General features: G+C 60.9%; 22 protein-coding genes. 14 read left to right on the forward strand and 8 right to left on the reverse strand.

What is annotated here, in order from left to right:
• The first annotated feature begins 72 nt into the window (after positions 1 to 72).
• The 6 genes from P0N66_RS03940 to P0N66_RS03965 all read left to right on the forward strand — a co-directional run bounded on the left by P0N66_RS03940 (position 73) and on the right by P0N66_RS03965 (position 6,487).
• Complete coding sequence (locus tag P0N66_RS03940) at positions 73 to 1,527, forward strand: nitrogenase component 1 (protein ID WP_275802691.1); 1,455 nt, start codon at positions 73 to 75, stop codon at positions 1,525 to 1,527.
• 193 nt (positions 1,528 to 1,720) lie between these two features.
• Positions 1,721 to 3,034: a nitrogenase cofactor biosynthesis protein NifB gene (nifB, locus tag P0N66_RS03945; protein WP_275802692.1), complete on the forward strand. Its 1,314-nt coding sequence runs from the start codon at positions 1,721 to 1,723 to the stop codon at positions 3,032 to 3,034.
• A 43-nt stretch (positions 3,035 to 3,077) separates the two neighbouring features.
• Entirely contained in the window at positions 3,078 to 4,304 is a 1,227-nt protein-coding gene (locus P0N66_RS03950; protein WP_275802693.1) for a LeuA family protein, read from the forward strand.
• 175 nt (positions 4,305 to 4,479) lie between these two features.
• Positions 4,480 to 5,157, forward strand: coding sequence for a molybdate ABC transporter permease subunit (gene modB, locus P0N66_RS03955; protein WP_275802694.1), 678 nt, complete (start codon positions 4,480 to 4,482; stop codon positions 5,155 to 5,157).
• Between the two features lie 82 nt (positions 5,158 to 5,239).
• The gene (modA, locus tag P0N66_RS03960) at positions 5,240 to 6,043 is read left to right on the forward strand and encodes a molybdate ABC transporter substrate-binding protein (RefSeq protein ID WP_275802695.1); all 804 of its coding nucleotides are present in this window, start codon (positions 5,240 to 5,242) and stop codon (positions 6,041 to 6,043) included.
• 66 nt (positions 6,044 to 6,109) lie between these two features.
• Entirely contained in the window at positions 6,110 to 6,487 is a 378-nt protein-coding gene (locus P0N66_RS03965) for a winged helix-turn-helix domain-containing protein (RefSeq protein ID WP_275802696.1), read from the forward strand.
• 125 nt (positions 6,488 to 6,612) lie between these two features.
• Here P0N66_RS03965 and P0N66_RS03970 read toward each other — a convergent pair whose 3' ends face one another.
• From P0N66_RS03970 to P0N66_RS03985, 4 genes are all read right to left on the reverse strand, one after another.
• Entirely contained in the window at positions 6,613 to 8,367 is a 1,755-nt protein-coding gene (locus P0N66_RS03970) for a bifunctional diguanylate cyclase/phosphohydrolase (RefSeq protein WP_275802697.1), read from the reverse strand.
• Positions 8,368 to 8,588: 221 nt separating this feature from the next.
• Positions 8,589 to 9,308: a type 1 glutamine amidotransferase gene (locus P0N66_RS03975; RefSeq protein WP_275802698.1), complete on the reverse strand. Its 720-nt coding sequence runs from the start codon at positions 9,306 to 9,308 to the stop codon at positions 8,589 to 8,591.
• A gap of 178 nt (positions 9,309 to 9,486) precedes the next feature.
• Positions 9,487 to 10,806, reverse strand: a complete 1,320-nt coding sequence (locus tag P0N66_RS03980) for an ammonium transporter (protein WP_275802699.1) — start codon at positions 10,804 to 10,806, stop codon at positions 9,487 to 9,489.
• A gap of 57 nt (positions 10,807 to 10,863) precedes the next feature.
• Positions 10,864 to 11,202, reverse strand: coding sequence for a P-II family nitrogen regulator (locus P0N66_RS03985; RefSeq protein ID WP_275802700.1), 339 nt, complete (start codon positions 11,200 to 11,202; stop codon positions 10,864 to 10,866).
• Between the two features lie 235 nt (positions 11,203 to 11,437).
• On the opposite strand from P0N66_RS03985, the gene P0N66_RS12875 reads away from it, so the two are divergent.
• Positions 11,438 to 11,761, forward strand: a complete 324-nt coding sequence (locus P0N66_RS12875; protein WP_431190003.1) for an MATE family efflux transporter — start codon at positions 11,438 to 11,440, stop codon at positions 11,759 to 11,761.
• Here the strand turns inward: P0N66_RS12875 and P0N66_RS03990 are convergent.
• Positions 11,699 to 11,887, reverse strand: a complete 189-nt coding sequence (locus tag P0N66_RS03990) for a hypothetical protein (protein WP_275802701.1) — start codon at positions 11,885 to 11,887, stop codon at positions 11,699 to 11,701. The genes P0N66_RS12875 and P0N66_RS03990 overlap by 63 nt on opposite strands.
• Positions 11,888 to 11,916: 29 nt before the next feature.
• Between P0N66_RS03990 and gdhA the strand changes: the two genes are divergently transcribed.
• The 6 genes from gdhA (at position 11,917) to P0N66_RS04020 (ending at position 21,666) form a co-directional block, all read left to right on the forward strand.
• A complete protein-coding gene (gdhA, locus tag P0N66_RS03995; protein ID WP_275802702.1) occupies positions 11,917 to 13,251 on the forward strand; it encodes an NADP-specific glutamate dehydrogenase in 1,335 nt (444 codons plus the stop codon).
• 367 nt (positions 13,252 to 13,618) lie between these two features.
• Positions 13,619 to 16,306, forward strand: a complete 2,688-nt coding sequence (locus tag P0N66_RS04000) for a PEP/pyruvate-binding domain-containing protein (RefSeq protein ID WP_275802703.1) — start codon at positions 13,619 to 13,621, stop codon at positions 16,304 to 16,306.
• 39 nt (positions 16,307 to 16,345) lie between these two features.
• Positions 16,346 to 17,479: a class II glutamine amidotransferase domain-containing protein gene (locus P0N66_RS04005; protein ID WP_275802704.1), complete on the forward strand. Its 1,134-nt coding sequence runs from the start codon at positions 16,346 to 16,348 to the stop codon at positions 17,477 to 17,479.
• Positions 17,440 to 19,095, forward strand: coding sequence for a glutamate synthase-related protein (locus P0N66_RS04010; protein ID WP_275802706.1), 1,656 nt, complete (start codon positions 17,440 to 17,442; stop codon positions 19,093 to 19,095). Before P0N66_RS04005 ends, P0N66_RS04010 begins: the two co-directional genes overlap by 40 nt.
• A gap of 132 nt (positions 19,096 to 19,227) precedes the next feature.
• The gene (locus P0N66_RS04015; RefSeq protein ID WP_275802707.1) at positions 19,228 to 21,303 is read left to right on the forward strand and encodes an FAD-dependent oxidoreductase; all 2,076 of its coding nucleotides are present in this window, start codon (positions 19,228 to 19,230) and stop codon (positions 21,301 to 21,303) included.
• Between the two features lie 183 nt (positions 21,304 to 21,486).
• Positions 21,487 to 21,666: a hypothetical protein gene (locus P0N66_RS04020; protein ID WP_275802708.1), complete on the forward strand. Its 180-nt coding sequence runs from the start codon at positions 21,487 to 21,489 to the stop codon at positions 21,664 to 21,666.
• Here P0N66_RS04020 and P0N66_RS04025 read toward each other — a convergent pair.
• From P0N66_RS04025 to P0N66_RS04035, 3 genes are read right to left on the reverse strand one after another with little or no spacing between them, the layout of a single operon-like run.
• A complete protein-coding gene (locus P0N66_RS04025) occupies positions 21,656 to 22,009 on the reverse strand; it encodes a DsrE family protein (protein ID WP_275802709.1) in 354 nt (117 codons plus the stop codon). The genes P0N66_RS04020 and P0N66_RS04025 overlap by 11 nt on opposite strands.
• A 24-nt stretch (positions 22,010 to 22,033) precedes the next feature.
• The gene (locus P0N66_RS04030; protein WP_275802710.1) at positions 22,034 to 22,225 is read right to left on the reverse strand and encodes a hypothetical protein; all 192 of its coding nucleotides are present in this window, start codon (positions 22,223 to 22,225) and stop codon (positions 22,034 to 22,036) included.
• 7 nt (positions 22,226 to 22,232) lie between these two features.
• Positions 22,233 to 22,697: a hypothetical protein gene (locus tag P0N66_RS04035; RefSeq protein WP_275802711.1), complete on the reverse strand. Its 465-nt coding sequence runs from the start codon at positions 22,695 to 22,697 to the stop codon at positions 22,233 to 22,235.
• A 285-nt stretch (positions 22,698 to 22,982) separates the two neighbouring features.
• Here P0N66_RS04035 and msrB point away from each other — a divergent pair, with 285 nt between their 5' ends.
• Positions 22,983 to 24,023, forward strand: coding sequence for a peptide-methionine (R)-S-oxide reductase MsrB (msrB, locus tag P0N66_RS04040; protein WP_275802712.1), 1,041 nt, complete (start codon positions 22,983 to 22,985; stop codon positions 24,021 to 24,023).
• The last annotated feature ends 1 nt before the right edge of the window (position 24,024 follow it).

The following is a 24,024-nucleotide window of genomic DNA, read 5'->3' on the forward strand; positions in this document are numbered from 1 at the left end:
CCCACCTTGGCATGCCCATTGCTCTAGTCCCGTTGCAAGTTGATCAATCTCGGTCAAAAGCGGGAGAATGTCATGAGCAAGAAAACACCGGATTTTGTTTCCACTACCAACGCCTGCAAGCTGTGCCGGCCCCTGGGGGCGGTGCTGGCCTTTCGTGGGGTGGCCGGGGCCGTGCCTTATCTGCATGGCTCCCAGGGTTGCGCCACCTACATGCGGCGCTACATCATCAGTCATTTCAATGAACCTATCGATATCGCCTCCTCCTCTTTGGGGGAGAAGAATGCGATCTACGGCGGCGGCGCCAATCTCAAGATGGGCCTGAAAAACGTTACCGCCAAGTACCGGCCGGAGCTGATCGGCATCGCCACCACCTGTCTCACTGAAACCATCGGTGACGACCTCCATCAACTGTTGGGTGAGTACCGCCGGGAGTTCCTGGCCGGCGATCAATCCGATCCCCTCTTGGTCCGTGTTTCCACCCCCAGCTACGCCGGCAGCCACATGGAAGGCTTCCACGGGGCGGTGCGAGCCCTGGTGGAGCAGTTAGTCGATGCTGATGCGGCAGAAGCCGGGTTGGCGACGGACAAGGAGCAAGCCGGGCCGGTAATCAACCTGCTTCCCGGTCTGGTTTCCCCGGCTGATTTGCGGCTGCTTAAAGAGATTATGGCTGAATTTCAACTGTCGGCCACCATCCTGCCCGACATTTCCGAGACCCTGGATGGCCCGGCCCTGGACGACTACCCCCTGATCCCCCAAGGCGGCACCGAAATCTGCGCTATCCGCCGAATGGGGCGGGCTGAGGCCAGTATTGAATTCGGCCGGACCCTGCCTGAACCGTTATCCGCCGCCGGTTGGCTGGCAAGCAAGCACGGGGTGGAATGCCATCGCCTGGGCCTACCCCTGGGCCTGCGGGAAACCGATCGTTTTCTGGCCCTGTTGGCTGATTTGACCAACACCGGGCCGCTTGCCGCCGGCGCCCGTCTCCGTGACTCACAATTGCGTGACTCACGCTCGTCCCTGCCTCCTTTTCAGGCCGCCGCCCGAGGCCGGTTACTGGATGCCATGGTGGACGGCCACAAGTACCTGGCCGGCAAACAGGCGGTGGTTTACGGCGAAGAGGATCTGGTGGTGGGGCTGGTTTCCCTGTTGGCTGAATGCGGGGTGCGGACGGTGCTTTGCGCCTCCGGCGGCAAAAGCGGCAAACTGGCCGCCGCCGTTAAGGAAGTGGCCGCCGATCTCCTGCCGGAACTTCCCGAAGTTGAGGAAGATTGCGATTTTTTTGATATCGCCGCCCGCGCTCGGCAACTCAAGCCGGACCTGCTCATCGGCCACAGCAAGGGCTACTCCCTGGCTCGAGAGCTGGGGATTCCCCTGATCCGGGTGGGTTTCCCCATTCACGACCGCCTGGGCGGCCAGCGGATTCTCCATCTCGGCTACCAGGGAGCCCAGCAACTTTTCGACACCATCGTCAATACGGTGATTGCCCGTAAACAAGACGATTCACCGGTGGGCTACAGCTACATGTAAAGAAGCTGACCCGGCGGCATTACCGCCTGGAACCTGGCAAACACAAAACGCTTACAACCGGTTAACTCAACAGCAAAGGAGCAAGGTAATGAATATAAAAACGGACAGTGCCCAGGGCCCCATAACTGATCACGGGAGTCATCCGCAGGTAAGCGGTCACCGGGTGCCGCAGGTTGCGGCAAGCGGGACGGCGATGCGTGCTCCAGCACGTGAGCCGGCCCGATCGCCGCAAGATGTGGTGCCCCGTGATCGCTTACAGCATCCATGCTTCAATCCGGCGGTCAAGGGCCAATTCGGGCGGGTTCACCTGCCGGTGGCCCCCCACTGCAACATCAAGTGCAACTACTGCGACCGCAAGTACGACTGCGTCAACGAATCGCGGCCCGGAGTGACCTCCACCGTGCTTGCTCCCGATCAGGCCCTGGTTTACCTGGACCGGGTGCTGGAAAAGGAACCGCGGATCAGCGTGGCCGGTATTGCCGGCCCCGGCGATCCCTTCGCCAATGCCGAGGCCACCATGGAAACCGTGCGGCTGATCAGTGAAAAACACCCGCAAATGCTGCTCTGCCTTTCCAGCAACGGCATGAACATCGGCCCCCATATCCTCGAACTGGCAGCCCTTAATGTTTCCCATGTTACCATCACCGTCAACGCGGTGGACCCGGCGGTGGGGGAAAAGATTTACGGCTGGGTGCGGGACGGCAAAATCCTTTACCGGGGACGCCAGGCCGCCGAACTGCTGCTCAGCCGCCAGTTGGAGGCGGTGCGGCGGCTGAAGGCGGCCGGGATCACGGTCAAGATCAACTGTATCATGATCCCCGGTATTAACGACCACCATATCCCGGCCGTGGCGGAAGCGATGCGGGATTTGGGGGCCGATCTCTTCAACTGTATGGCCCTGTTTCCCAACGCCGGCACCCCCTTTGCCGACATCCTCGAGCCCGGCAAACAGGAACTGGCGGCCATGCGGGCCAGGGCCGAGGAGTTTCTGCCCCAGATGCGCCACTGTACCCGTTGTCGGGCCGATGCCGTGGGCCTGCTGGGGGAGGACCGCAGCACCGAAATGCAGGGCTGTCTGGCCGCCTGCGCCACCCTGCCACCACCGGCTCCGGCCGACCGACCCTATGTGGCGGTGGCCACCATGGAAGGCATTCTGGTCAACCAGCACCTGGGGGAAGCCGAGACTTTTCAAGTTTTCGAGCGCCAAGGCGAGGAATACCGCCTGGTTGCCGAACGCCCGGCGCCACCCCAGGGGGGCGGCGTCCGCCGCTGGATTTCCGTGGGCCGGACCCTCAACGACTGTCGGGCACTGCTGGTCAGCGCCGTAGGCCAGACCCCGGCCGAGATCCTGCGAGAATCCGGCCTGCGGGTGGTGGAGATGAACGGCTTCATCAACGAAGGCCTGAAGGCGATTTACAAAGGCGGCAACCCGGCTGTTCTCAAAACCCGGCAGGTAAAATCCTGCTCCTCGGGCGGCTGTAGCGGCACGGGAGTGGGGTGTGGCTGAGTTTTGTTGAATGTTGTCAACCAATACACCAGAGGAAGCAACCATGCCGGGATTAATCGACAGCACTTTGCGGGAAGGGCTCCAGGGGGTGAGGGTTGAGTTGAGCCCTGCACAACAGTTGGTCGTGGCCACCGGACTGGTGAAGCTGGGCATCGAAGAGTTGGAAGTGGGGCCGGTGGGCCTGACGCAAGCCGCAGGCGGAGAGCCTGTTGACCCGCTGGCGCTCCTGATCCCCCGGCTCCGCCGGGAGGCCGAAGTCCGGCGACTGGCCGTCTGGTGTCGCTGTGTGCCGGCGGATATTGAGCGTTCCCTGGCCCTGGCGCCCGACGTGCTGTCCCTCTCCATTCCGGTTTCGCCCCTGCAGATGGCAAGCAAGCTGGGCCAGCCGGCGACAGCGGTCTTAAACCTGGTTGAGGCCGCTCTGACCCGGGCACGGGGGCTGGTGCCCTGCCTGGCCCTGGGCCTGGAAGACGCCACCCGGGCGGAACCGGATTTTCTGCGGCAAATGGTGGAGCTGGCGGTCAGCCATGGAGTGGATCGCCTGCGCCTGGCCGATACGGTGGGGATTGCCGCCCCGGGTGAAATTGCCGAACTGGTGGAACGGGTGCGCGGCTATGTCGCTGCAGGAAGGGCGGCAAGAGGCAGGCCGGCGGGATGCGCGACGGGAAAACCGATAAGCATCGGAGTGCATACTCACAACGATTTCGGCCTGGCGTCGGCCAATGCCATCGCCGCCCTGGAAGCCGGAGCCGACTGGGCCGATGTTTCTCTGCTTGGCCTGGGCGAACGGGCCGGCCTGGCCCGCCTGGAAGAGGTGGCCGCCTACCTGGCCCTGCGCCGGGATCATCCCTACCGCCTGGAGCGGCTGCCGGAAATGGCCCGACAACTGGCCGGCTTCTGCGGCCGGGAGATTCCGCCCTGGCGGCCGGTGGTGGGCCGGGATGTGTTCAGCTGTGAAACCGGGCTGCACCTGGCAGCCATGCAGGTCGACCCGGCCAGCTACGAACCTTTCGCGCCGGAACTGGTGGGGCGGCGGCGCACCCTGCTCTACGGGATCAAGGCCGGCCGCCGGGCCATCGCCCGGCAATGGGAGCGCTGCCGGCGCGCCCACTGTCCCGCAGAGCAGAGTGCGCCAGCCACCACTGCCGAGGGTCCGAAAAACAGCACCATCCCCGTTGCCCTGATGATCCGGGTGCGCCAGGCGGCCCGCGACTTGCGCCGGCCCCTGACCTGTGACGAGTTGCAACAGGTTTTTCTAAATTACGCCTGAATAATCGGATTGCCCATCCGGTGAAGTTTGCGGGGAGCAGATTGACGGTGATCTTTTATTGCGCCTATCGTTATATTCAACTATACATAACGACATTGGGATCGAGTTTACATCACCGTTAACCAGGGCCGGCTGCCTGCGGAACGGTTTACTAAAAAATTCCCGGTGAGTTATCATGCTGGAGTCATCCTTTCTTGTTCCATTACAGCTCACCCTGCGGGTGGCGGGGTTGGCCACCCTGCTGGCCCTGATTTTCGGGGTGGCCGCCGCCTGGGTGCTGTATCGTTATCGCTTCCCCGGCCGGGAATTGCTGGATGCCCTTTTCTCCCTGCCCCTGGTCCTGCCGCCCACGGTGCTGGGTTATTACCTGCTGGTGGCCCTGGGCCGCAACAGCTGGCTGGGGCGCTGGCTGGAGGAGACCTTCGGCATCACCCTGATCTTCACCTGGCAGGGGGCGGTGGTGGCGGCCACAGTGGTAGCTTTCCCCCTGGTCTTCAAGGCGGCCCGCAGCGCCTTTGAAAACGTAAGCCACAACTACGAAAACGCGGCCCGCTCTTTGGGCTGCAACCCCTGGCAGGTCTTTTGGCGGATTACCCTGCCCCTGGCCGGGCGCGGCATCCTGGCCGGGACCATGCTGGCCTGTGCCCGGGCCATGGGGGAATTCGGCGCCACCCTGATGGTGGCCGGCAACCTGCCCGGCAGAACCCAGACCATGCCCCTGGCCATTTACAGCGCCGTGCAACGGGGCGATGACACCCTGGCCCACAGCCTGGTGTTGCTGCTGTCGATGGTCTGCGTGGTGATTCTCTGGACATCCGGCAAGATGCTCAAAACCCGATGGCATCCCCATTAAGGTTAACCCAGCCAGCGCTTGCGGGCAAACAGGCCCGGGGCCACCGGACAGCAAAGACAAACACCAACACGGAACAAAGACAATGAAAGTAACTGCATTACAAAAGGTTAAAGGATCCCTGACCAAGCTGATGCTGGCAATGTTGCTGGGCGGCGCCGTCCTTAGCGCTTCACCGGCACGGGCCGCCGAACTGCTGGTTTCGGCAGCGGCCTCCCTGAACGACGCCTTCACGGAGCTTGCAACCCTCTTTGAACAGGAGAACCCAGGGGTAAAGGTGATCGGCAACTTCGCCTCCTCGGGGGCACTTTATCGCCAGCTTGCTCAAGGAGCGCCGGCGGATGTGTTTGCCTCGGCCAATCCCCGCTGGATGGCGGAGGCCATCGGGCGGGGATTGGTACAACGGGAAGAATCACATCAATTTGTTACCAACGATTTGGTTCTGGCGGTACCAGCCGCCGGGCGGGTGACCATCTCCGACTTGGGCGACCTCAAGTCTCCGGCCGTGACCAGGGTGGGTATCGGTACCCCGGAGACGGTGCCGGCCGGGCGTTATGCCAGGGATGCTCTGGAGGCGGCCGGCATCTGGCATGAGTTGACCGGCAAGATGATTTTCGGGGAAAACGTGCGCCAGGTTCTGGATTACCTGCGCCGGGGCGAGGTGGATGCCGGCTTTGTTTACGCCACCGATGCGGTCAAGGGCGGAGAGGCGGTGCAAGTGGTGGAGATCATGCCGTCAGACGAAGAACCGGCTTATCTCATCGCCCCCCTGGCAGGGGGCCGGCAACCGGAATTAGCCCGCCGCTTTGTTGAGCTGAGCGTCTCGGAGCGGGGCGAAGCAATCCTGGCCCGCCACGGCTTTAAACCGGTCGCCGGGGCGACCGACTGAGCGCTTGCGCCCAGGAACGGGCAATCTGCTTGCTTACCCCCCGGCTCCAGAGAGTCTGCCCTGATTATGAAAAGACGCCACGCTGAAAACAAGCCCAAGGAAATCCGCCCCGGTTACCACTGCCGGGGGAGGGTCTGGATCGAGCACAACGGCGAGACCTTTATCGGTTTCGGCCGGATGGTGCTGCTGGAGAAGATCCGGGAACTGGGCTCCATCAATCAGGCCGCCGCCGCCATGGGCATGTCCTACAAGCACGCCTGGGATCTGGTTAACGCCATGAACCGCCACGCCGCCGAACCCCTGGTAATTTCCTGCCGGGGCGGCAAGGGCGGCGGTGGTGCCCGTCTCACCGGGGCCGGAGCGGAAGTCATCAGCCAATTCAAAAAAGTCCACGCCGAACTTAACGCCTTCCTGGCGGCCCAAACAACAAAACTGCCCTGGTAACGGGATTGGAGCTCGGAAAAGTCATTTTTTGCTGATCCAGAGTGCACGTCTTCTCGAACAAAACCGTCCAGTGCAGCCGAGGCCTTAAAGCACCCAGCAGGCCGTGCCCCTTAAGCCTGTTCCTGTCATGAAGTCGATTCGCGACGAAGAATGATCCGCTCCAGCTTGTCTATGGTGTACTGCTGCCCCGGGGCCAGTTCCAACCGGTGGCAAACCACCTCGACCCCGGTGCCTTGCAGACTGGCAAAGGCCTTAAAATCCTCACTGAGCACGGCCCGGTCTCGGCGGCAGACGACGATAAAGTCATTGCCGTAAACCCTGAACAGCAGGTTATCGGCAAAATTACTCCGCAACTCGGCGGCAAATTCTTTGAGCAGCCGGTTGCCTTTCTCCCAGCCTCCATGCCGGTTGTAAGCCGCCAGACCCTGCAGGTGGAGATGATGGAGGCACTGATAAGTGAACTCCCCCTGGTTATTGTACAGCATCATCTTCAGGTAATCCTCGTTAAACAGACCAGTTAGGTGATCACTGAAGAAATATGACAGCCTTTTCTCCTCCAAATCCTTGACCGGGGTTTGGCTGATACGGCACAACCCCCGATGACCGGCGCAGAACCGGTTGTCTTCATTGTCTTCGGCCAGCACTTCCGGGACCGCCACCCGATCCAGCACCCGCACCGCCGCCACTACCACCGCAGGATCAAACTGCCCGCCGCTGTGCTTCTGAAGCAGGGACAGAGCCCCTTCCACGCCCATCCGTGGCTTGTAAATGCGATTGGTGGTCATGGCATCGAAGCTATCGGCCACGCTTAAAATACGGGCCAACAGAGGAATCTCCTCTCCCCGCAGGCCGTCGGGATAGCCCCCACCGTCATAATGTTCATGATGACGGAGAATAATCTCGGCCAGATCCCGGTACATCTCGACATTGACCAGCATTTCATAGCCGGCCACCACATGCAGCTTGATCAGGTCGCGCTCCAGGTCATCGAGCTTGCCGGGCTTGAGCAGGACCGCGTCCGGAGTGGCGATCTTACCGATATCATGCAACGAGGCAGCCCGGTAAAGGCGGTAGACCTCTCCCGTATCAAGCCCCATTTCCCGGGCGATCCGGCGGCTATAATAGGCCACCCGCTCGGTATGGCCGGCGGTATAGGTATCCCGCTGTTCGATCATCCCGACAAAAGTGAAGACAACCTCCTCGTAACTGGCCAGATTGTCCCGACGCAATTGTTTTTCCTGCTCCAGCAGCCCAGCGATTTCACGGGTTCGCTCCTCCACCCGCTGCTCCAGCAAATGGTTGGCCGCAGCCAGTTTTTCCTCGGCCCGGCGACGCCGCAGCACCTCCTGCTCCAAGGGATGAATGGCCAGCCAGCGAAAAATCCACCAAAGGCCAACCCCCAGCGCCCCGGCTATCAATAGAGAGGCCAGTAGCAGCCGGTTGCGCAGTTGCGTCAGGATTTGTTCCAGTTCCCCATAATCTCTGACCAGTTCAAGGGTCAGCAGGTGCCGGCCAGCCAGCTCAATCCGCTTTTCCCGGACCAGGTGATGTGGTGAAACGGCGGGCCGTTCAAAAACGGTGAGGAGATAACCTTGCGGGGTAAAGGCGGCAAAACGGATGACTTCCGGGTTGTTGGCCGACCAATGCTGAATGAACAACTCCACGTCGGCAAAACGGTAGCGCAACAGGGGTTCGGTCATAAAGGTGGCCGCCTGCTCCAGTTCAACCGCGGTGCGGCTCTCCAGTTCCGCCATGATACTGCGCCGCTGCTGCTGCATAACCCAGAAATTGATCACCGCCAGGGTCATCAGCAACAATAACAGCAGAGCAACGATCGCTCGGTTGTAAGAAAAAGGCATAGCCGGTGAAGCGACGGGCATGGGGAAAACCTTGAAAAAATGCCAGGTTGAGATCGTCCGCCGGACAACTTATGCGGCAGGGTACCCGTGGGGCCAATTAACCAACAGTATAAGTTAAGCAGAAAGTCACATATTCCGCAATCTTTCGGAGCAAGAGTGATCGACTGATCGCAAAGAACAAATCGCCAGCCTGACCTTTGGGGCTGACCGGCAGTCGGCACCTGGATTAAGCGCTTTTTCTCTCAGGTCAACAGACACAGATAATTTTTAAGCAGACGTTGAAAATCACCGGCAATGGCAGCGCGATGCTGCCGGCTCCTGGCAAGAACCTCGGCAGGGTCCACCTTCTGGTCGCGGAGCGAGGCCAGCCACTGGCGGTCTTGCTCCAGCCAGAGGCCGACATCGCGGGGGTCGGCGGCGTGGTTGTCGGACTGCAACCCCAGCAGGTGGGGGCGGCCCGCCACCGACAGGGCCTCCACCTGGCAATGACCCGAGGTCATCAGCACCTGCACATGGGCGGGCAAAGGCTCCAGCACCGTATAGCCGTGCCACTTGAACAGCGGCAGCGGGCTTTGCAGGCCGGCAAAGGCCGGATGCGCCCGGCCGTGGCCGGTCAGGTGGCCTTCGGCAAAACCGACACTGCTGCGGAAATTGGGCCCCACTCGAGCGCCCAGGGCCTCGGCCAGCAACTGATGACCCAGGCAAATCCCCAGGCAGGGCCGGTCGGCGGCCACCGCCCGGCGAATCACCGCCTTTTCTTCCCGCAGGTAGGGAAACTGCTCTTCCTGGTCGACGTTGGCGCCTCCACCCAAAATCAGCAGGGCGTCAAAGCCCAACGGATCGGGAATGGCCTCCTGCCAGACCCGGGCAACCTGCAGCCGTATTTTCAATTTACGGGCCGCCGCCAGCAGAATCTGCCCTGGGCCTTCCCAGGGGGCGTGCTGTAAAATCAGAAAGTTCATTGTCTGTTCCCTCTTGCTGACGCCCAGCCCGTAACAGCAAAGCTGCCGCCACAAGCCGGACCTTATCGCTGACATTACGACGGCCACAAAAAAGGTTCCGGGCGCCACCTTACGGCAGCGGCACCCGGAACCTTTTTACGAGCTATCCGTCCATGGTTTCACGGTTGAATCGGCAGGACTACTTGGTGTTCATCTCAAACCCGGCATAGGCCTCCATGCCGTGTTCGGTGATATCCAGCCCCAGCCGCTCCTCTTCCTCGTCCACCCGCAGGCCGATGGTGCTCTTGATGGCGTAGAAGATCGCCAGGGCGGCGACAAAGGCCACTACCCCGTAGGACACTACTCCCAGCAACTGGATCATCACCGAGTACTCGGCGGCGAAAATGCCCACCGCCAGGGTGCCCCAGATGCCGCAGGTCAGATGCACCGAGATGGCGCCCACCGGGTCGTCGAGCTTGAGCCGATCAAGGATCAGGATGGAAAAGACCACCAGGATGCCGGCGATCAGGCCGATAATTACCGCCGCGCCCACACTCACCGCGTCGGCCCCAGCGGTGATGCCCACCAGACCGGCCAGGGCACCGTTCAAGGCCATGGTCAGGTCGGGCTTTTTGGTCACCGTCCAGGAAGTGAACATGGCGCTGATCACCCCGGCGGCGGCGGCCAGGGCCGTGGTTACGAAGACAAAGGAAACCATGGCCGGGTCGGCGGAGAGCACCGAGCCGCCGTTGAAGCCGAACCAGCCCAGCCACAGCAGAAAGACCCCGATGGTGGCCAGCGGCATGTTGTGGCCGGGAATTGGCCTGATTTTGCCGCCTATGTACTTGCCCAGCCGCGGCCCCAGCACAATCACCCCGGCCAGGGCCGCCCAACCGCCCACCGAGTGAACCAGGGTGGAACCGGCGAAATCGTAAAAGCCCATTTCATCAAGCCAACCGCCGCCCCACTGCCAACTGCCCAGCCAGGGATAAATGAAGGCCACATACAGGGCAGTGAAGATTAAAAAACTGGGCAGCTTGATCCGTTCGGCCACGGCGCCGGAGACAATGGTGGCGGCGGTGGCGGCAAACATCGCCTGGAAGATGAAGTCGGTCCAGTAGGTGTAAACCCCCACCCCGTCTTCCAAAATCTTTAAGTCCTCCGGCGAGGTTCCCACCCCGAAGCCGGCAAAGCCGAACCAGGAACCCAGCGAAAAGCTTTCCGGGTACATCAGGTTGAAGCCCACCACGGCGTAGGTGAGAAGGCCGATGGCGATGATGGCGGTGTTCTTGTAAAGGATGTTGACGGTGTTTTTGGCTCGGGTCATCCCCGCCTCCAGCGAGGCAAAGCCCAGGTGCATCAAAAAGACCAGGAAGGTGGCCACCAGCATCCAGGTGTTGTTGGCGGTGAAGATGGCATCGGACCCGCTCACGCCCTGGTCGCCGGCCCAGACAGTAAGCGGTAGGCCGGTGATTAGCAGGCCGCAGGCGGCGGCCCCGAAGATTTTTTTGGCGTTCATGACATGCTCCTTGCAAATATGGTTTTTACTACTTGTTTTTGTTATTACCTGCGGGACTCAGATTGCCTCGCCATCCTGCTCACCGGTACGAATGCGGCAAACCGACTCCACCGGCAGGACAAATATCTTGCCATCGCCGATCTTGCCGTTGCGGGCCGCCTGCACGATGGTCTCCACCACCTGGCTGGCCAGCTCGCTTTCCACCACAATTTCCAATTTCACTTTGGGCACGAAGTCCACCACGTACTCGGCGCCGCGATAGACCTCGGTATGGCCCTTCTGGCGGCCAAAGCCCTTGACCTCGGTAACCGTCATGCCGTGCACGCCCAAGGCCGTAACCGCCTCCTTGACCGCGTCCAGCTTGAAAGGCTTGATAATCGCTTCCACCTTTTTCATTGCTGTTCCTCCTGTTCTGATGCTTGTTTTATGACCTGCGTTAATTTCCCCCTCCGGTTCCGACCCGGAGAGAAAGCGTTTCGTGGTCTGTTCAGTTGGAGGAGATATCAAGAAGCGTGCCAGGCCGCACCACCGGCCATCGGATTTTCTTAACACACTGATTTAACGAAATAACCACAACAAACTTCCGTTTGTCAGCCGATCACGAGCTGTTTCGTTTTTACAATTTTGTGTCTTGCCCGGACAGCAGCGCCATGATTATTACGTTTTTGCAACCCCCCCAATAACCTCTTGTGCTGGACCCAAAATCCTTTATGCTGACCCGGCTAACCGACACACCAGCCCGGCGGATCTGGCAGCGGTGACAATTGGCGGCAGCATCTGGTTGCCGGTCTTTTTCTTTGCCGCCGGTATCCTGATGGCCATTACCCCCATCGTGGCCCAGCATTTTGGCGAAACCAACCACCGACAAATTCCCGGCCTGCTGCGACCAAAGTCATTTTTTAGCGATAATGATTTGCACCAGGAGCATAAAACTGGTAAATTCATCCCCCGCTAATTTTTCAGGCTCGTATAATTTAACAAGCTGCATATCGGCATCGGGCCGGGGTAGTCCACCAGCGAGCGTCGGTGTTAAACAGCCGCCGAGCAACCAGTCGCTGGAGTTCGAGCCGGTGGTCTTCAAAACTCAATTATCTGGAGGGAAGCGCAGAGATGGAACAGGTCACCGAGTTCATGAACAAGGTTATCGAGAAGAACCCCGGGGAAAGCGAATTTCACCAGGCGGTGCTGGAAGTGGTGGAAACCCTGATGCCCTTCATCGACAAGCACCCCAAATACAAAGAAGCCAAGATCCTGGAGCGCATGGTGGAGCCCGAGCGGGTGATCATCTTCCGGGTGCCTTGGGTTGATGACCGGGGCGAGGTCCAGGTTAACCGCGGTTACCGCATCCAGATGAACAGCGCCATCGGCCCCTATAAGGGCGGCCTGCGCTTCCACCCCAGCGTCAATTTGAGCATCTTGAAATTCCTGGCCTTTGAACAGGTCTTCAAAAACAGCCTTACCACCCTGCCCATGGGCGGCGGCAAAGGCGGCTCGGACTTCGACCCCAAGGGCAAGAGCGACAACGAGGTAATGCGCTTCTGCCAGAGCTTCATGACCGAATTGAGCAAGCACATCGGTGCTGAGACCGACGTGCCCGCCGGCGATATCGGCGTCGGCGCCCGGGAGATAGGCTTCATGTTCGGCCAGTACCGGCGGATCACCAACCAATTCACCGGCGTGCTCACCGGCAAGAGCCGCAACTGGGGCGGCAGCCTGATCCGGCCCGAGGCCACCGGCTATGGCGCGGTTTACTTTGCCGAAGAGATGTTCAAGGTGCGGGGCACTTCCCTGGAAGGCAAGACCTGCGTGGTTTCCGGCTCCGGCAACGTGGCCCAATACACCATTGAAAAGGTCAACGAGTTGGGCGGCAAGTGCGTGACCCTCTCCGACTCCGGCGGTTTTGTCCACGATCCGGCCGGGATTGACGCCGACAAACTGGCTTACGTAATGGAGTTGAAAAACGTCAAGCGGGGTCGCATTTCCGAGTACGCCGAAAAGTACGACTGCAAGTACTACCCCGATGAGCGGCCCTGGGGGATTCCCTGCGACGCCGCCTTCCCCAGCGCCACCCAGAACGAGATCGACGCCAACGACGCCGAGACCCTGGTCAAGAACGGCTGCGTCTGCGTTTCGGAAGGGGCCAACATGCCTTCCACCAGCGATGCGGTGCGGGTTTTCCAGAAGGCCCGGATCATGTACGGCCCCGGCAAGGCGGCCAACGCCGGCGGCGTGGCCACCAGCGGCCTGGAGATGAGCCAGAACAGCCTCAAGCTTTCCTGGACCCGGGACGAGGTGGAAGGCCGGCTCAAGCAGATCATGGAAGGAATCCATGAATCATGCTACAAGTTCGGCAAGGAAGGCGACTATGTCAATTACGTCAAGGGCGCCAACATCGCCGGTTTTGTCAAGGTGGCCGATGCGATGATTGAGCAGGGTGTGATTTAGACGGGGATCCAACCGCGCCCGTTTGAGGCCGGCAGGATGCCGGCCGAGAATGAGCCGCTACCGGGCTTCACGGCCCCCACCCCGGCGCCACAACCAATGACGTAAGCGATCACGGGGCACCGCATCTTGCGGCGATCGAGCCGGCGCACGTACCGATGTACGCATCGCCGTCTCGCTTGCCGCAACCTGCGGCACCCCGTGACCGCTACCTAGTCGCCCCCGTGATCAGTTACCCAATGACGGGTCCCTGCATGCCCGTTATTTAACGTTTGCGAGTCATTGCTGAACCCTACAAAATGGTGACAATTGCTGTCCGGTGGATTTGCCGCCGGGCAACCTGCCGCCCGTCCGCTTGGACATGTTTTAAATGTCATACAATTACAGTCATCTATCCACCGGCATCCGGGGTCTGGACCGCGTCATCAAAGGGGTGATGCCGGGGGATAATATCGTCTGGCAGGTCAGGGAGATCGACGACTACCGCTACTTCGTGCAACGGTACGCCAAATTCGCCGATCTCAAGAACCAGCGCCTGGTTTACTTCCGCTTCGCCTCCCACCCTCCCCTGCTTGACCCCGAAGAGTTCCCCGCCGCCGAAATTTACACCCCCGACCCCGAAGAGGGTTTTGAGCCCTTCATCACCCAGATTCACGAGACCATCAAAAGCCACGGCCGGGGCGGCTACTATGTTTTCGACTCGTTAAGCGATCTGGCCGATGCCTGGTACAGCGACCGCATGCTGGGCAACTTCTTCATGCTCACCTGCCCTTACCTGCTGGACATGGAGGCCCTGGCCTTTTTCGCCCTGCTGCGGGACCAGCATTCCTACAACGCCCTGAGCCCGGTGCATGAAACGGCCCAGGTGATTTTCGACATCTACAAGAGCCGGGACAACATTTACGTCCATCCCCTCAAGGCCCAGCAGCGCTATTCTTCCACCATGTACATGCTGCACGCCCTGCGGGACAACGACTTCGTGCCGGTGACCAACAGCGCCCTGAACTCCGAAATCCTGGCCTTTACCCCTTTTCACAGCACCGACCACGCCTTTGAGGAGCGGGACCGCTGGAACCGCTACTTCCAGGAGGCGGCCCTGGCGGTACAACAAAGCAACAAAAATGAAATAGACCAAGATGCGGTGCCCCGTGAGCGCTTACACCTGCGGCGCCTGTTGGAGATGGTGGTAACCCGCAGTGAGCGGATGCAGGAGCTGGCCGCCCGTTACCTGGAGATTGAAGACCTGCTGGAGATCGGCAAGCGGATGATCGGCACCGGGCTGATCGGCGGCAAGGCCACCGGCATGCTGCTGGCCCGGGCCATTTTGCAGAAAGACGCGCCGGAGTTGCGCGACGTGGTGGAGGTGCATGACTCCTTTTACGTCGGCTCCGATGTCTTTTACACCTACATGGTGATCAACGGTTGCTGGTGGATCCGCCGCCAGCAGAAGGATACCGAAACCCTGCTGGGGGTGGCCGAATACGCCCGGCGGGTGATCCTGACCGGCCATTTTCCCGACGATATCGTCAAAAAGCTCTCCGACATGCTGGATTATTTCGGCCAGTCGCCGATCATCGTCCGTTCCTCCAGTTTGCTCGAAGACAACTACGGCAACGCCTTTTCCGGCAAGTACGAGTCGGTCTTCTGCCCCAATCAGGGGTCCAGCGAACGGCGGCTGGAGAACCTGATTACCGCCATCAAGCTGGTCTACGCCTCCACCCTGAGCGAGAAGGCCCTGCATTACCGGGAGCAGATGAACATCTTGGACAAGGACGAGCAGATGTCACTGCTGATCCAGCGGGTCAGCGGCGATCTGCATGGCAATTATTTTTTCCCCGCCGTGGGCGGCGTGGGGTATTCCTACAACCCCTATGCCTGGCACCCGGACATCAAGCCGGAATCCGGGGTGATCCGTATTGTTTACGGCATGGGCACCCGGGCGGTGGATCGCTCCGACGACGACTACACCCGCATCGCCGCCCTGAGCGCCCCGGACAAACGGCCCGAATCGGGAATTGACGAACTACGCAAATTTTCCCAGAAACGGGTGGACGCCATTGATCTCACCGCCAACCGCCTGCTGCCGGTGGATTTCGATGAAATTGCCAAGCACAGCCCGCCCCAGGAGCTGCGGCTGGCCGCCTCACAAGACCCGGAAACCGGGGCGCCGTACGTCAGCTTCAACGGCCTGTTCAAAGATACTCCTTTCGTGGCCCACATGCGCCGGGTGCTCAGCACCCTGGATGCCGCCTACCAGTACCCGGTGGACATAGAATTCACCCTGAACTTCACCGGTGAAGAGGGCTGTCGCAGCCTGGCCGCCTCCCAGGAGAGCCGCGGCGAAGAGGTGGCGGCCTGCGACCCGGCGGCCAACTACCGCATCAACCTGGTCCAGTGCCGCCCCTTCGAGGTCCGCAAGAACGAGGAGACCAGCGTCGATTTTGCCGACGCGGCGGACAAGCAGGTGCTGCTGTCCGCCCGGCAAGGCACGGTGATCGGCCGCAGCCGGGCCTTGAGCCCCCGCCGCCTGGTGCTGGTCTCGCCGGACCATTACGGCGCCCTGGCGGTGGGCCAGAAACACCTGGTGGCTCGGGCCATCGGCAAGATCATGAAGGTTACCCCGAAAGAGCTGCCGGCGGTGCTCATTGGCCCCGGGCGCTGGGGCACCACCACCGTCTCCCTGGGCATTCCGGTTACCTTTTCCGAAATCTGCCAGGCCGCCTGTGTTATTGAGGTGGTGGCCATGCACGAGGGCCTGATCCCCGATGTCTCACTGGGTACCCATTTCTTCAACGACCTGGTGGAGTTCGACATCATGTACCTGGCCTTCTACCCCGGCAAGCAGGGCAGCGAACTTAACCGCCAGCGGCTGGCCGGTTTCCGCAACCGTTTTCTGGACCTGGTGCCCGAGGCGGAGTACCGCACCCTGGCCGAGATCATCACGGTGGTGGATTTTTCCCCGGATGAACTGGTGCTGGCCGCCGATATCGTGCAGCAGAACTACCAGCTCTACCGCGTACCCGCAGCAGGCAAAGAGGATTTCAACAATGTTCCCTGACAGAGCTTTCCATTTATCTTCTCCGGCAAGGAGTAACCTATGTGCCGCTTAAGCGCCATCGCCGCCGGCGAGTATTTTTCCGTGATGGAGAACATCCTGGCCCTGGACACCATGAAGGAGGGCCACGACGGCTCCGGCCTCGGCGTCACCCTGCAGAACCTGGGCGGCGAGTTTGAACACCTCAAGGAATATCCCATTTTGTCGGGCATCTGCACCGACGCCGGTCGCCGCAAGATCGACGACTACATGGAATCCCAGGGGTTCAAGGTCAAGTTCATGTGGGAGCCGCGGATCAAGGAAGGTCCGGGGATCAACGTTAAAAAGCGGGGCCATTACCTGGCCACCGCCTACCAGTACCCGGACCATTACCTGGATCGCCCCCAGGCGGAGAAAGAGGAACTGCTCACCCGCACCCGCCTGGAACTGCGCCGCCAGGGAAGCGACGATGATTCCTTGTATGTCTTTTCCTTCTGGCCCGATGTCATCACTTTAAAGGAGGTGGGCGACCCGCTGGAGGTGGGGCTGTTTTTCGGTTTCGACACCCACCCGCTCACCGCCAAGGTAATTTTGGCCCAGGGGCGGCAGAACACCAACTACGCCATCCAGCTTTACGCCTGCCACCCCTTTTTCTTGCAGGGTTACTGCACCATGACCAACGGCGAGAACACCGCCTTTATCCCCAACCGGGATTACCTCACCGGTCGCGGAGTGGACGGCTACACCGGCTACAGCTCCGACTCCGAGGTTTTTTGCCATACCCTGCATTACGTGCATCACCAGCTTAAATATCCCCTGCCCTACTACAAGGATGTGGTCACTCCCTTGAAGGACAGCGAACTCTCGGGGCGAGCCGACGGCCAGGTACTGGGGCTGCTCAAGCGTTCCCTGCGCCAGTTATGCATCGACGGCCCCAACTGCATCATCGGTTTTCTCCCCGACGGCACCATATTTTTGACCCAGGATGCCAAGAAACTGCGGCCCGGCATTGTCGGTGGAGTACCCGGCAAATACGGGCTGATGAGTGAAGAGTGCGGCCTGGAGCAGGTTTTGCCCCAGCGCCGGCGTGAAAACGATATAATTCCCATGCGCGCCGATATGGTGATCATCCCCCCCGGAGCGCAGGAGGTTAAGGTATGGAATCAGCTCAACGGCTCGATCACAACTCCGAACTGACCCTGCTGGAGTTTCCCTTCATCATCCGCTGGCGCGAGGACCGCTGCAGCCGCTGCGGCCGCTGCACGGCGGTCTGCCCCAGCAAGGCCATCGAGGCCTCGGTGATGGCCCAGCGCCTGGTCAACTCCCAGGGCGACACGCCGCTGCCCGACACCATCCGGCGGGTCAGCCAGGTGATCCGCCAGGTCAACGACATCGACCGCCATTGCGTGGGTTGCGGCACCTGCAGCCTGGTCTGCCCCAACATGGCCATCATGCCGGAGTACAACCCCAGCCACAAGTTCCTCTTTCACAAGAACCGGGGCGGCATTCCCTACGCCCGGGGCGGCCGGCGCAACGCCCCCGGCACCTCGACCCTGGACAAGCTGAAATTCACCCGCATCTCCATGCTCACCGACCCCTCGCTGGATGCCGGCCGCCACGAGTTTCATATTCGCACCCTGCTGGGCCGCAGCTTGCCCGCCGAGGCCCTGCCCATCGAGCGCGCCGGCGAGCTGCTGCAGCTCAAACCCGACGGCTTTATCCCGCCGGTACGGGAGATTTTCCCCATCCGCATCGGCGGCATGTCCATCGGGGCGCTCTCACCGCCCATGTGGGAAGGGCTGGCCATGGGGGTGGCCTATCTCAATGAGGTGGAAAATATTCCGGTGGTGATGTGCTCCGGCGAGGGGGGGCTACCGCCACGGCTGCTCAAATCGCGCTACCTGAAATATTTTATTCCCCAGATCGCCTCGGGTTATTTCGGCTGGGATGAAATTATCCACGCCCTGCCGGACATGATCGAGGAACCGGCGGCCATCGAGATCAAGTACGGCCAGGGGGCCAAGCCGGGAGATGGCGGCCTGCTGATGGCCTACAAGGTGCTCAAGCTGATTGCCAAGATCCGCGGGGTGCCCATGTACGTGGACCTGGCCTCGCCGCCGACCCATCAGACCAAGTACTCCATTGAGGAGGCGGTGGCCAAGATGATCCAGTCGGTGAGCATGGCCTGGGGCTTCCGGGTGCCGGTTTATCCTAAAATATCCGGTACCAAGACGGCGTTGGCGGTGCTCAACAACCTGGCCCGCAACCCCTACGCGGCAGCACTTACCATCGACGGCGAAGACGGCGCCACCGGGGCGGCCTACAACGTCTCCATGGACAAGATGGGCCACCCCATCGCCAGCAACCTGCGGGACTGTTACCTGGAGCTGGTCAGATCCGGCCAGCAGAACGAATTGCCGCTGTTTGCCGCCGGCGGGGTGGGCAAGGAGGCCAATCTGGCGGCCAACGCCGCCGCCCTGATCCTGCTGGGCGCCTCGGGGGTGGATATCGGCAAGTACATCATGCAGGCGGCGGCGGAGTGTTACGGTGATGAGCGCAACCGCTGCAACCTCTGCAACCTGGGCCGCTGCCCGCGGGGCATCACCACCCAGGATCCCCGGCTCTATCGCCGGTTGGACGCCGACCGGGTGGCCGAAAGGGTGGTGGATGTGTTCAAGACGGCGGAGGTGGAGCTGAAAAAGATCTTCGCCCCCATGGGCCGCAGCACCCAGTTGCCCATCGGCATGTCCGACGGCCTGGGCGTCGGCGACCAGGCCATCGCCGATCGCTTATCAATCAGCTACGTCTGCTAGGAAAACGTCCAGCAGCACCGAATCTTGCGGCGATCGGGCCAGCTTACGTAACCGGGGTACGCGGCACTGCTGAACGTTTTCTTGGCATGAAGTAGAATTACAAATATGACAACCAGCATAACGAGACGAGTTATGAAAATTGTTGGCACCATTGACGGCAAGCGGGTTTCTTCCCGGGAGCTGGAAGAGACGATTCAGGCGGCGGTTAACGGCGGCGCCCATGAACTGGAGATCGAGGCCCGGGGCCAGCACGGCATCGGCGGGCGGATCTGGCCCAAGCATGCGCCGGTGAAAATCCGGGTGCAAGGCCCCATCGGCCAGCGACTGGGGGCCATGGGCATGATGGGCACCGAGGTGGTGGCCGAAGGCGGCTCCTCCGACGACGTGGGCTGGCTCAACTGCGGGGCGAAAATCACCGTGCTGGGCGATGTCACCAACGGCGCCCACAACGCCGGGGCCCAGGGAGTGCTTTACGTCCAGGGCGGCGGCGGCGCCCGCTGCGACACCATGACCAAGCACAACCCCCGTTTTGAGCCCTTGCAGTCCTGGTACTTCCGCGATGTGGGCGACTCCTTTGCCGAGTTCAAGGCCGGCGGTATTGCCGTGGTCTGCGGGGTTAACCCCCGGCACTCGGAAAATGTGCTGGGCTATCGCCCCTGCGTCGGCATGGTGGGCGGCACCGTCTATTTCCGGGGCAAGACCGAAGGCTACAGCGAAAAGGACGTGCAACTGCTGGAACTGAGCGACCAGGACTGGCAGTGGCTGTGCGAAAACATCAAGCCCTATCTCGAGGCCATCGACCGGCTGGACCATCTGCCGGAACTGACCAGGTCCGCCGCCGACTGGCGCAAGCTCATCGCCTACACCCCGGCGGAGAAGAAGGAACGCAGCGGGCATCGTCTGTCCACCTGGGAGTTTCGCCGCAGCCAGTGGGAGCCGGCAGTGGGCAAAGGCGGCATTTTCGGCGACATGATCGAAAAGCCCTTCACCCTGCTGCCCTTCATCACCACCGGCCGGGAGCGACGCTTTAAGCCGGTGTGGAACAACGAAAAACAGCTGCCGCCCTGTGTGGCGGTCTGCCCTTCCGATATTCCCTCGCACCACCGCTTTCAGTTGCTGCGCCAGGGCAAGCGGCAGGAGGCCCTGGACCTGGTGTTGCAATACAGCCCCCTGGCGGCCACGGTCTGCGGCGAACTTTGTCCCAATATCTGCATGAAGGCCTGCAGCCGCAAGGTGGTGGACCGCCCCTTGGACATCAAGGGCCTGGGCCGGGCCAGCCGCGACCTGACCCTGACCCAACCGGAAGCAACCGGCGGCAAGCAGGTGGCGGTGATCGGCGGCGGCCCCGCCGGGCTGTCGGCCGCCTGGCAGCTGTGGCTCAAGGGCCATAAGGTGACATTATACGAAGCCGGCTCCCGCTTGGGCGGCCGGCTTTGGCAGAGCGTGGAACAGGGCAAGGTGGCCGCCGACATCCTGGAGGAGGATCTGGCCCGGATCAGCGCCAGCGGGATAGAGCTCAAACTCGACACCACCGTGGAGGCCGACCGCTTCCAGAGCCTGCGCCGGGAACAGGACGGTATCATCATCGCCTGCGGCGCCCAGGACAAGGAAGGCAAAGGGCTGAGCTTCCTGGGGCCGGAAATCCACCAGCAGCAGGGCAAAATCAAAACCAATCACCAGGGCCAGACCAATGAATTGCAGGTCTTTGCCGCCGGCGACGTGGTCAGCCGCGGCCTGCCCACCCACCTCATCGGCAGCGGCCGCCGGGCCGCCCTGGCCCTGCACGCCCTGCTCACCGACAGCCAGTATCACCCGGAAAGCCGACCCACCATCCCCTATGCCGGCCTCAAGCTGGAATATTTCGCCTTCCAGCGGGGCGAGTGCAGCACCGCCGACGGCGGCGGTACTACAGGCACTGGCGGCACCGGCGCCGGCACCACCCCGGTTATCGGGCCGGTTATCGGGCCGATCATCCCCGCCGCCAAGCCCGCCGACACCCCGGAGAGCGAGGCCGGCCGCTGCGTCTCCTGCGGCCTCTGCCGGGACTGCCACATCTGCGAAAACACCTGCCACTACGGCGCCATCTCCCGCCGGGATCTGGGAGCGGGCGAATTCGAGTACGTGGTGGACCCAGCCCGCTGCATCGGCTGCGGCTTCTGCGCCGGCACCTGCCCCTGCGGCATCTGGGAAATGGAAGAGAACCTGTAACGTAAGCGATCACAGGGCACCGCATCTTGCGGCGATCGGGCCAGCTCACGTACTGAGGTACGCTTCGCCGTCCCGCTCACCACAACCTGCGGCACCCTGTGACCGCTTACCCCGTAGACCCCGTGATCAGTTACCCTGTAACTACCGAACGGTTACCTATTATCAACAGGAGCGAAAAATTTCATGCAGGACGAAGAGTATCTGCAGGCCCTGGAGCAGTATATCGCCTCGGGCCGGTTGGAACAGGAGTTTGCCGCCGCCCCGGAAGAACAGCGGCTAAAGATGCTCGACAACCTGGAAAAACTGATGGACATAGCCGAGATGGCCGACCAGGCGGTTACCCGGATTATCTTTAAAAAGTGATCACCCGGTATCCTTCCGCCAGATAATGGGCCATGGAGGGGTGCCCGGATATATGCCCCACCAGCGGCAACCCTTCGGCCTCCACGGCGGCGGTGGCTTCCATTTTGGCCGAACAGGCCTTGCAGACCGCCACGATCAACCCCTTTTCCCGTACTTGCCGGTAAAGGGCGTTGAGGGAATGCTCCGGCCGGCTCATCTCCCCCACCAGCTTGACCGCCTCTCCTTCAATGACAATCTGTCCCCCATACCCGTGTTCATCCAGGTCCAGGGCGTTTAATAGTACGTGGATAAAACAGAGGGAATCGCCGCGAAAGGCAAACAGGATCTGTTTTTCAGTCATCATGCCTCCTCCTGATTAAGCAGCCGCTCATGGCTGTGATTCGTCGTCCACCAGATAATCTTTCAGTTTATCCAGCATGGAATCCGGCACTTCCTGATCATAAATAAAGGCCTGGGCCTCCTCACCGGTGATCTGCTCCTTGATCTCCTGGGGCAGCTCCCGCAAAAAGGCCACCTTCTGTGGATTGGGCTTGACTTTGGGGTTGGATTGATCAGTCATGTTGAGCCTAGCGCTTCTCCATAATCTTGAAAAGTTTCTGGTCCTCGGCGGTCAACTCCGCCTGCCGCTTCAGGGTCCAGTTACCAATCCAGCGTTTAAACAGATCCAGGTTCTTGGCCCGCTCTTCCGCACTGTCACCCAGATAAATATTCATATTGCCGGGCTTGCCAGTGGGGGTATTTTCACCATCATCCAAGCGACGCATGATCGCCCCGGCATCGTCACCATTGATGAAGACGACCAGCTCTTTGTAGGTGGTAATCCTTGGCCCCACCATCATGGAGGTGTACTTTTTCTTATCGGCATCAAACTCCTCAATGCCGGGAGAACTTGCACCGTGGCAGGCATAGCACTGCTGCTCCATTACCGGTTTGATGTGGTCGTTATAGGTTAAATCACCGTGAGAACCGGCCAATGCCGATCCCCCACCCAGCATGAAAAGGGTAATAGCCGCCATAGACATTTTTTTCATGGTTTATTCTCCTTCAAGTTGATCTGGTTGGATTAGCTCTACGTCAATTGCAGGGTAAAGCCTGTCCATCAGAACTGGTCACAGCAAAGACCTACAACAGGCTAGGCAGATAGACCGTAGAAGTCAAGGGCATAATCTTCGGTTTTGCCCCGACCTTTGCTGCAACCTCCATCAACCAGGTCGCCTGGTATCATTTGCCGGCCCACCTTGTGGCAGCACAATTAATGATTACCTTCAATTAAACAATCTCATAAAAGATAAAACATCTGCCTCGGGAGGCCGATTATGCAGCTACTGTTAATTTTCATACTTGTTTCCTTGGTATTCGGAAGCACGCTGGCCCTGGCCGGCGGGCGGGCAACGGCGCCCCCGAGCCGGGCGACTTTAGCCGGGGGCTGTTTCTGGTGCCTGGAAAACCCCTTTGCCCGGCGGGACGGAGTGCTGGCCGTTACTGCCGGCTATACCGGCGGCGAGAGTCCCGACCCGACCTACGAGGATTATGCCGCCGGCGGCCATCTGGAGGCGGTGGAAATAACCTTCGACCCCCAGGTGATCTCTTACCGGCAACTGCTGGATATTTTCTGGCGCCAGATCGACCCCACCGATCCCGACGGCCAGTTTGCCGACCGGGGCCGGGGCTACTCCACGGCCATTTTTTATCATAACGAAGAACAACGCCGCCAGGCGGAAGAGTCCAAGCAGGAGCTGGCCCGGCAGGGCATCTTTAGCCAGCCCCTGGTGACGGCCATTCTCCCCGCCGGCCCCTTTTACCCGGCCGAGGAGTATCATCAGGCTTATTATCGCAAAAACCCCCGCCACTACCAGAAATACCGCATCGGCTCCGGCCGGGAGGGTTTTCTGGCCCGCATCTGGGGCCGGGAAAAGGAAAGCAAAGGGAAGGACGCAGGAAAGGAGGTCTTGCGGGACCAGCTCACCCCGTTACAGTACCATGTCACCCGGGAGGACGGCACCGAACCGGCTTTCAACAATGAATACTGGGATAACAAGCGGCAGGGGATCTATGTTGACCTCGTCTCCGGTGAACCGCTGTTCAGCTCAAGGGACAAGTATGATTCCGGTACCGGCTGGCCCAGTTTCAGCCGCCCGCTGGTGCCGGAAAACATTGTCGAGCGCCGGGACCGCCGGCTTTTCCAGGTCCGCACCGAAGTGCGCAGCCGCCAGGGTGACTCCCACCTGGGCCACGTCTTCCCCGACGGCCCCGCCCCCACCGGGCTGCGCTACTGCGTCAACTCCGCCGCCCTGCGCTTTATCCCCAAAGAGCAACTGGCCGCCGAGGGCTATGCAGAGTTCAATGATGAGCTCTAGC

The sequence above is a fragment of the Desulfurivibrio dismutans genome (assembly GCF_029210385.1).
In the GTDB taxonomy this organism is placed as follows: Bacteria; Desulfobacterota; Desulfobulbia; order Desulfobulbales; family Desulfurivibrionaceae; genus Desulfurivibrio; species Desulfurivibrio dismutans.

Coding starts and splice junctions, on each gene's coding strand:
- P0N66_RS03940 (WP_275802691.1), top strand. CDS start 73: ATGAGCAAGAAAACACCGGATTTTGTTTCCACTACCAACGCCTGCAAG.
- nifB (WP_275802692.1), top strand. CDS start 1,721: ATGCGTGCTCCAGCACGTGAGCCGGCCCGATCGCCGCAAGATGTGGTG.
- P0N66_RS03950 (WP_275802693.1), top strand. CDS start 3,078: ATGCCGGGATTAATCGACAGCACTTTGCGGGAAGGGCTCCAGGGGGTG.
- modB (WP_275802694.1), top strand. CDS start 4,480: ATGCTGGAGTCATCCTTTCTTGTTCCATTACAGCTCACCCTGCGGGTG.
- modA (WP_275802695.1), top strand. CDS start 5,240: ATGAAAGTAACTGCATTACAAAAGGTTAAAGGATCCCTGACCAAGCTG.
- P0N66_RS03965 (WP_275802696.1), top strand. CDS start 6,110: ATGAAAAGACGCCACGCTGAAAACAAGCCCAAGGAAATCCGCCCCGGT.
- P0N66_RS03970 (WP_275802697.1), bottom strand. CDS start 8,367: ATGCCCGTCGCTTCACCGGCTATGCCTTTTTCTTACAACCGAGCGATC.
- P0N66_RS03975 (WP_275802698.1), bottom strand. CDS start 9,308: ATGAACTTTCTGATTTTACAGCACGCCCCCTGGGAAGGCCCAGGGCAG.
- P0N66_RS03980 (WP_275802699.1), bottom strand. CDS start 10,806: ATGAACGCCAAAAAAATCTTCGGGGCCGCCGCCTGCGGCCTGCTAATC.
- P0N66_RS03985 (WP_275802700.1), bottom strand. CDS start 11,202: ATGAAAAAGGTGGAAGCGATTATCAAGCCTTTCAAGCTGGACGCGGTC.
- gdhA (WP_275802702.1), top strand. CDS start 11,917: ATGGAACAGGTCACCGAGTTCATGAACAAGGTTATCGAGAAGAACCCC.
- P0N66_RS04000 (WP_275802703.1), top strand. CDS start 13,619: ATGTCATACAATTACAGTCATCTATCCACCGGCATCCGGGGTCTGGAC.
- P0N66_RS04005 (WP_275802704.1), top strand. CDS start 16,346: ATGTGCCGCTTAAGCGCCATCGCCGCCGGCGAGTATTTTTCCGTGATG.
- P0N66_RS04010 (WP_275802706.1), top strand. CDS start 17,440: ATGGAATCAGCTCAACGGCTCGATCACAACTCCGAACTGACCCTGCTG.
- P0N66_RS04015 (WP_275802707.1), top strand. CDS start 19,228: ATGAAAATTGTTGGCACCATTGACGGCAAGCGGGTTTCTTCCCGGGAG.
- P0N66_RS04020 (WP_275802708.1), top strand. CDS start 21,487: ATGCAGGACGAAGAGTATCTGCAGGCCCTGGAGCAGTATATCGCCTCG.
- P0N66_RS04025 (WP_275802709.1), bottom strand. CDS start 22,009: ATGATGACTGAAAAACAGATCCTGTTTGCCTTTCGCGGCGATTCCCTC.
- P0N66_RS04030 (WP_275802710.1), bottom strand. CDS start 22,225: ATGACTGATCAATCCAACCCCAAAGTCAAGCCCAATCCACAGAAGGTG.
- P0N66_RS04035 (WP_275802711.1), bottom strand. CDS start 22,697: ATGAAAAAAATGTCTATGGCGGCTATTACCCTTTTCATGCTGGGTGGG.
- msrB (WP_275802712.1), top strand. CDS start 22,983: ATGCAGCTACTGTTAATTTTCATACTTGTTTCCTTGGTATTCGGAAGC.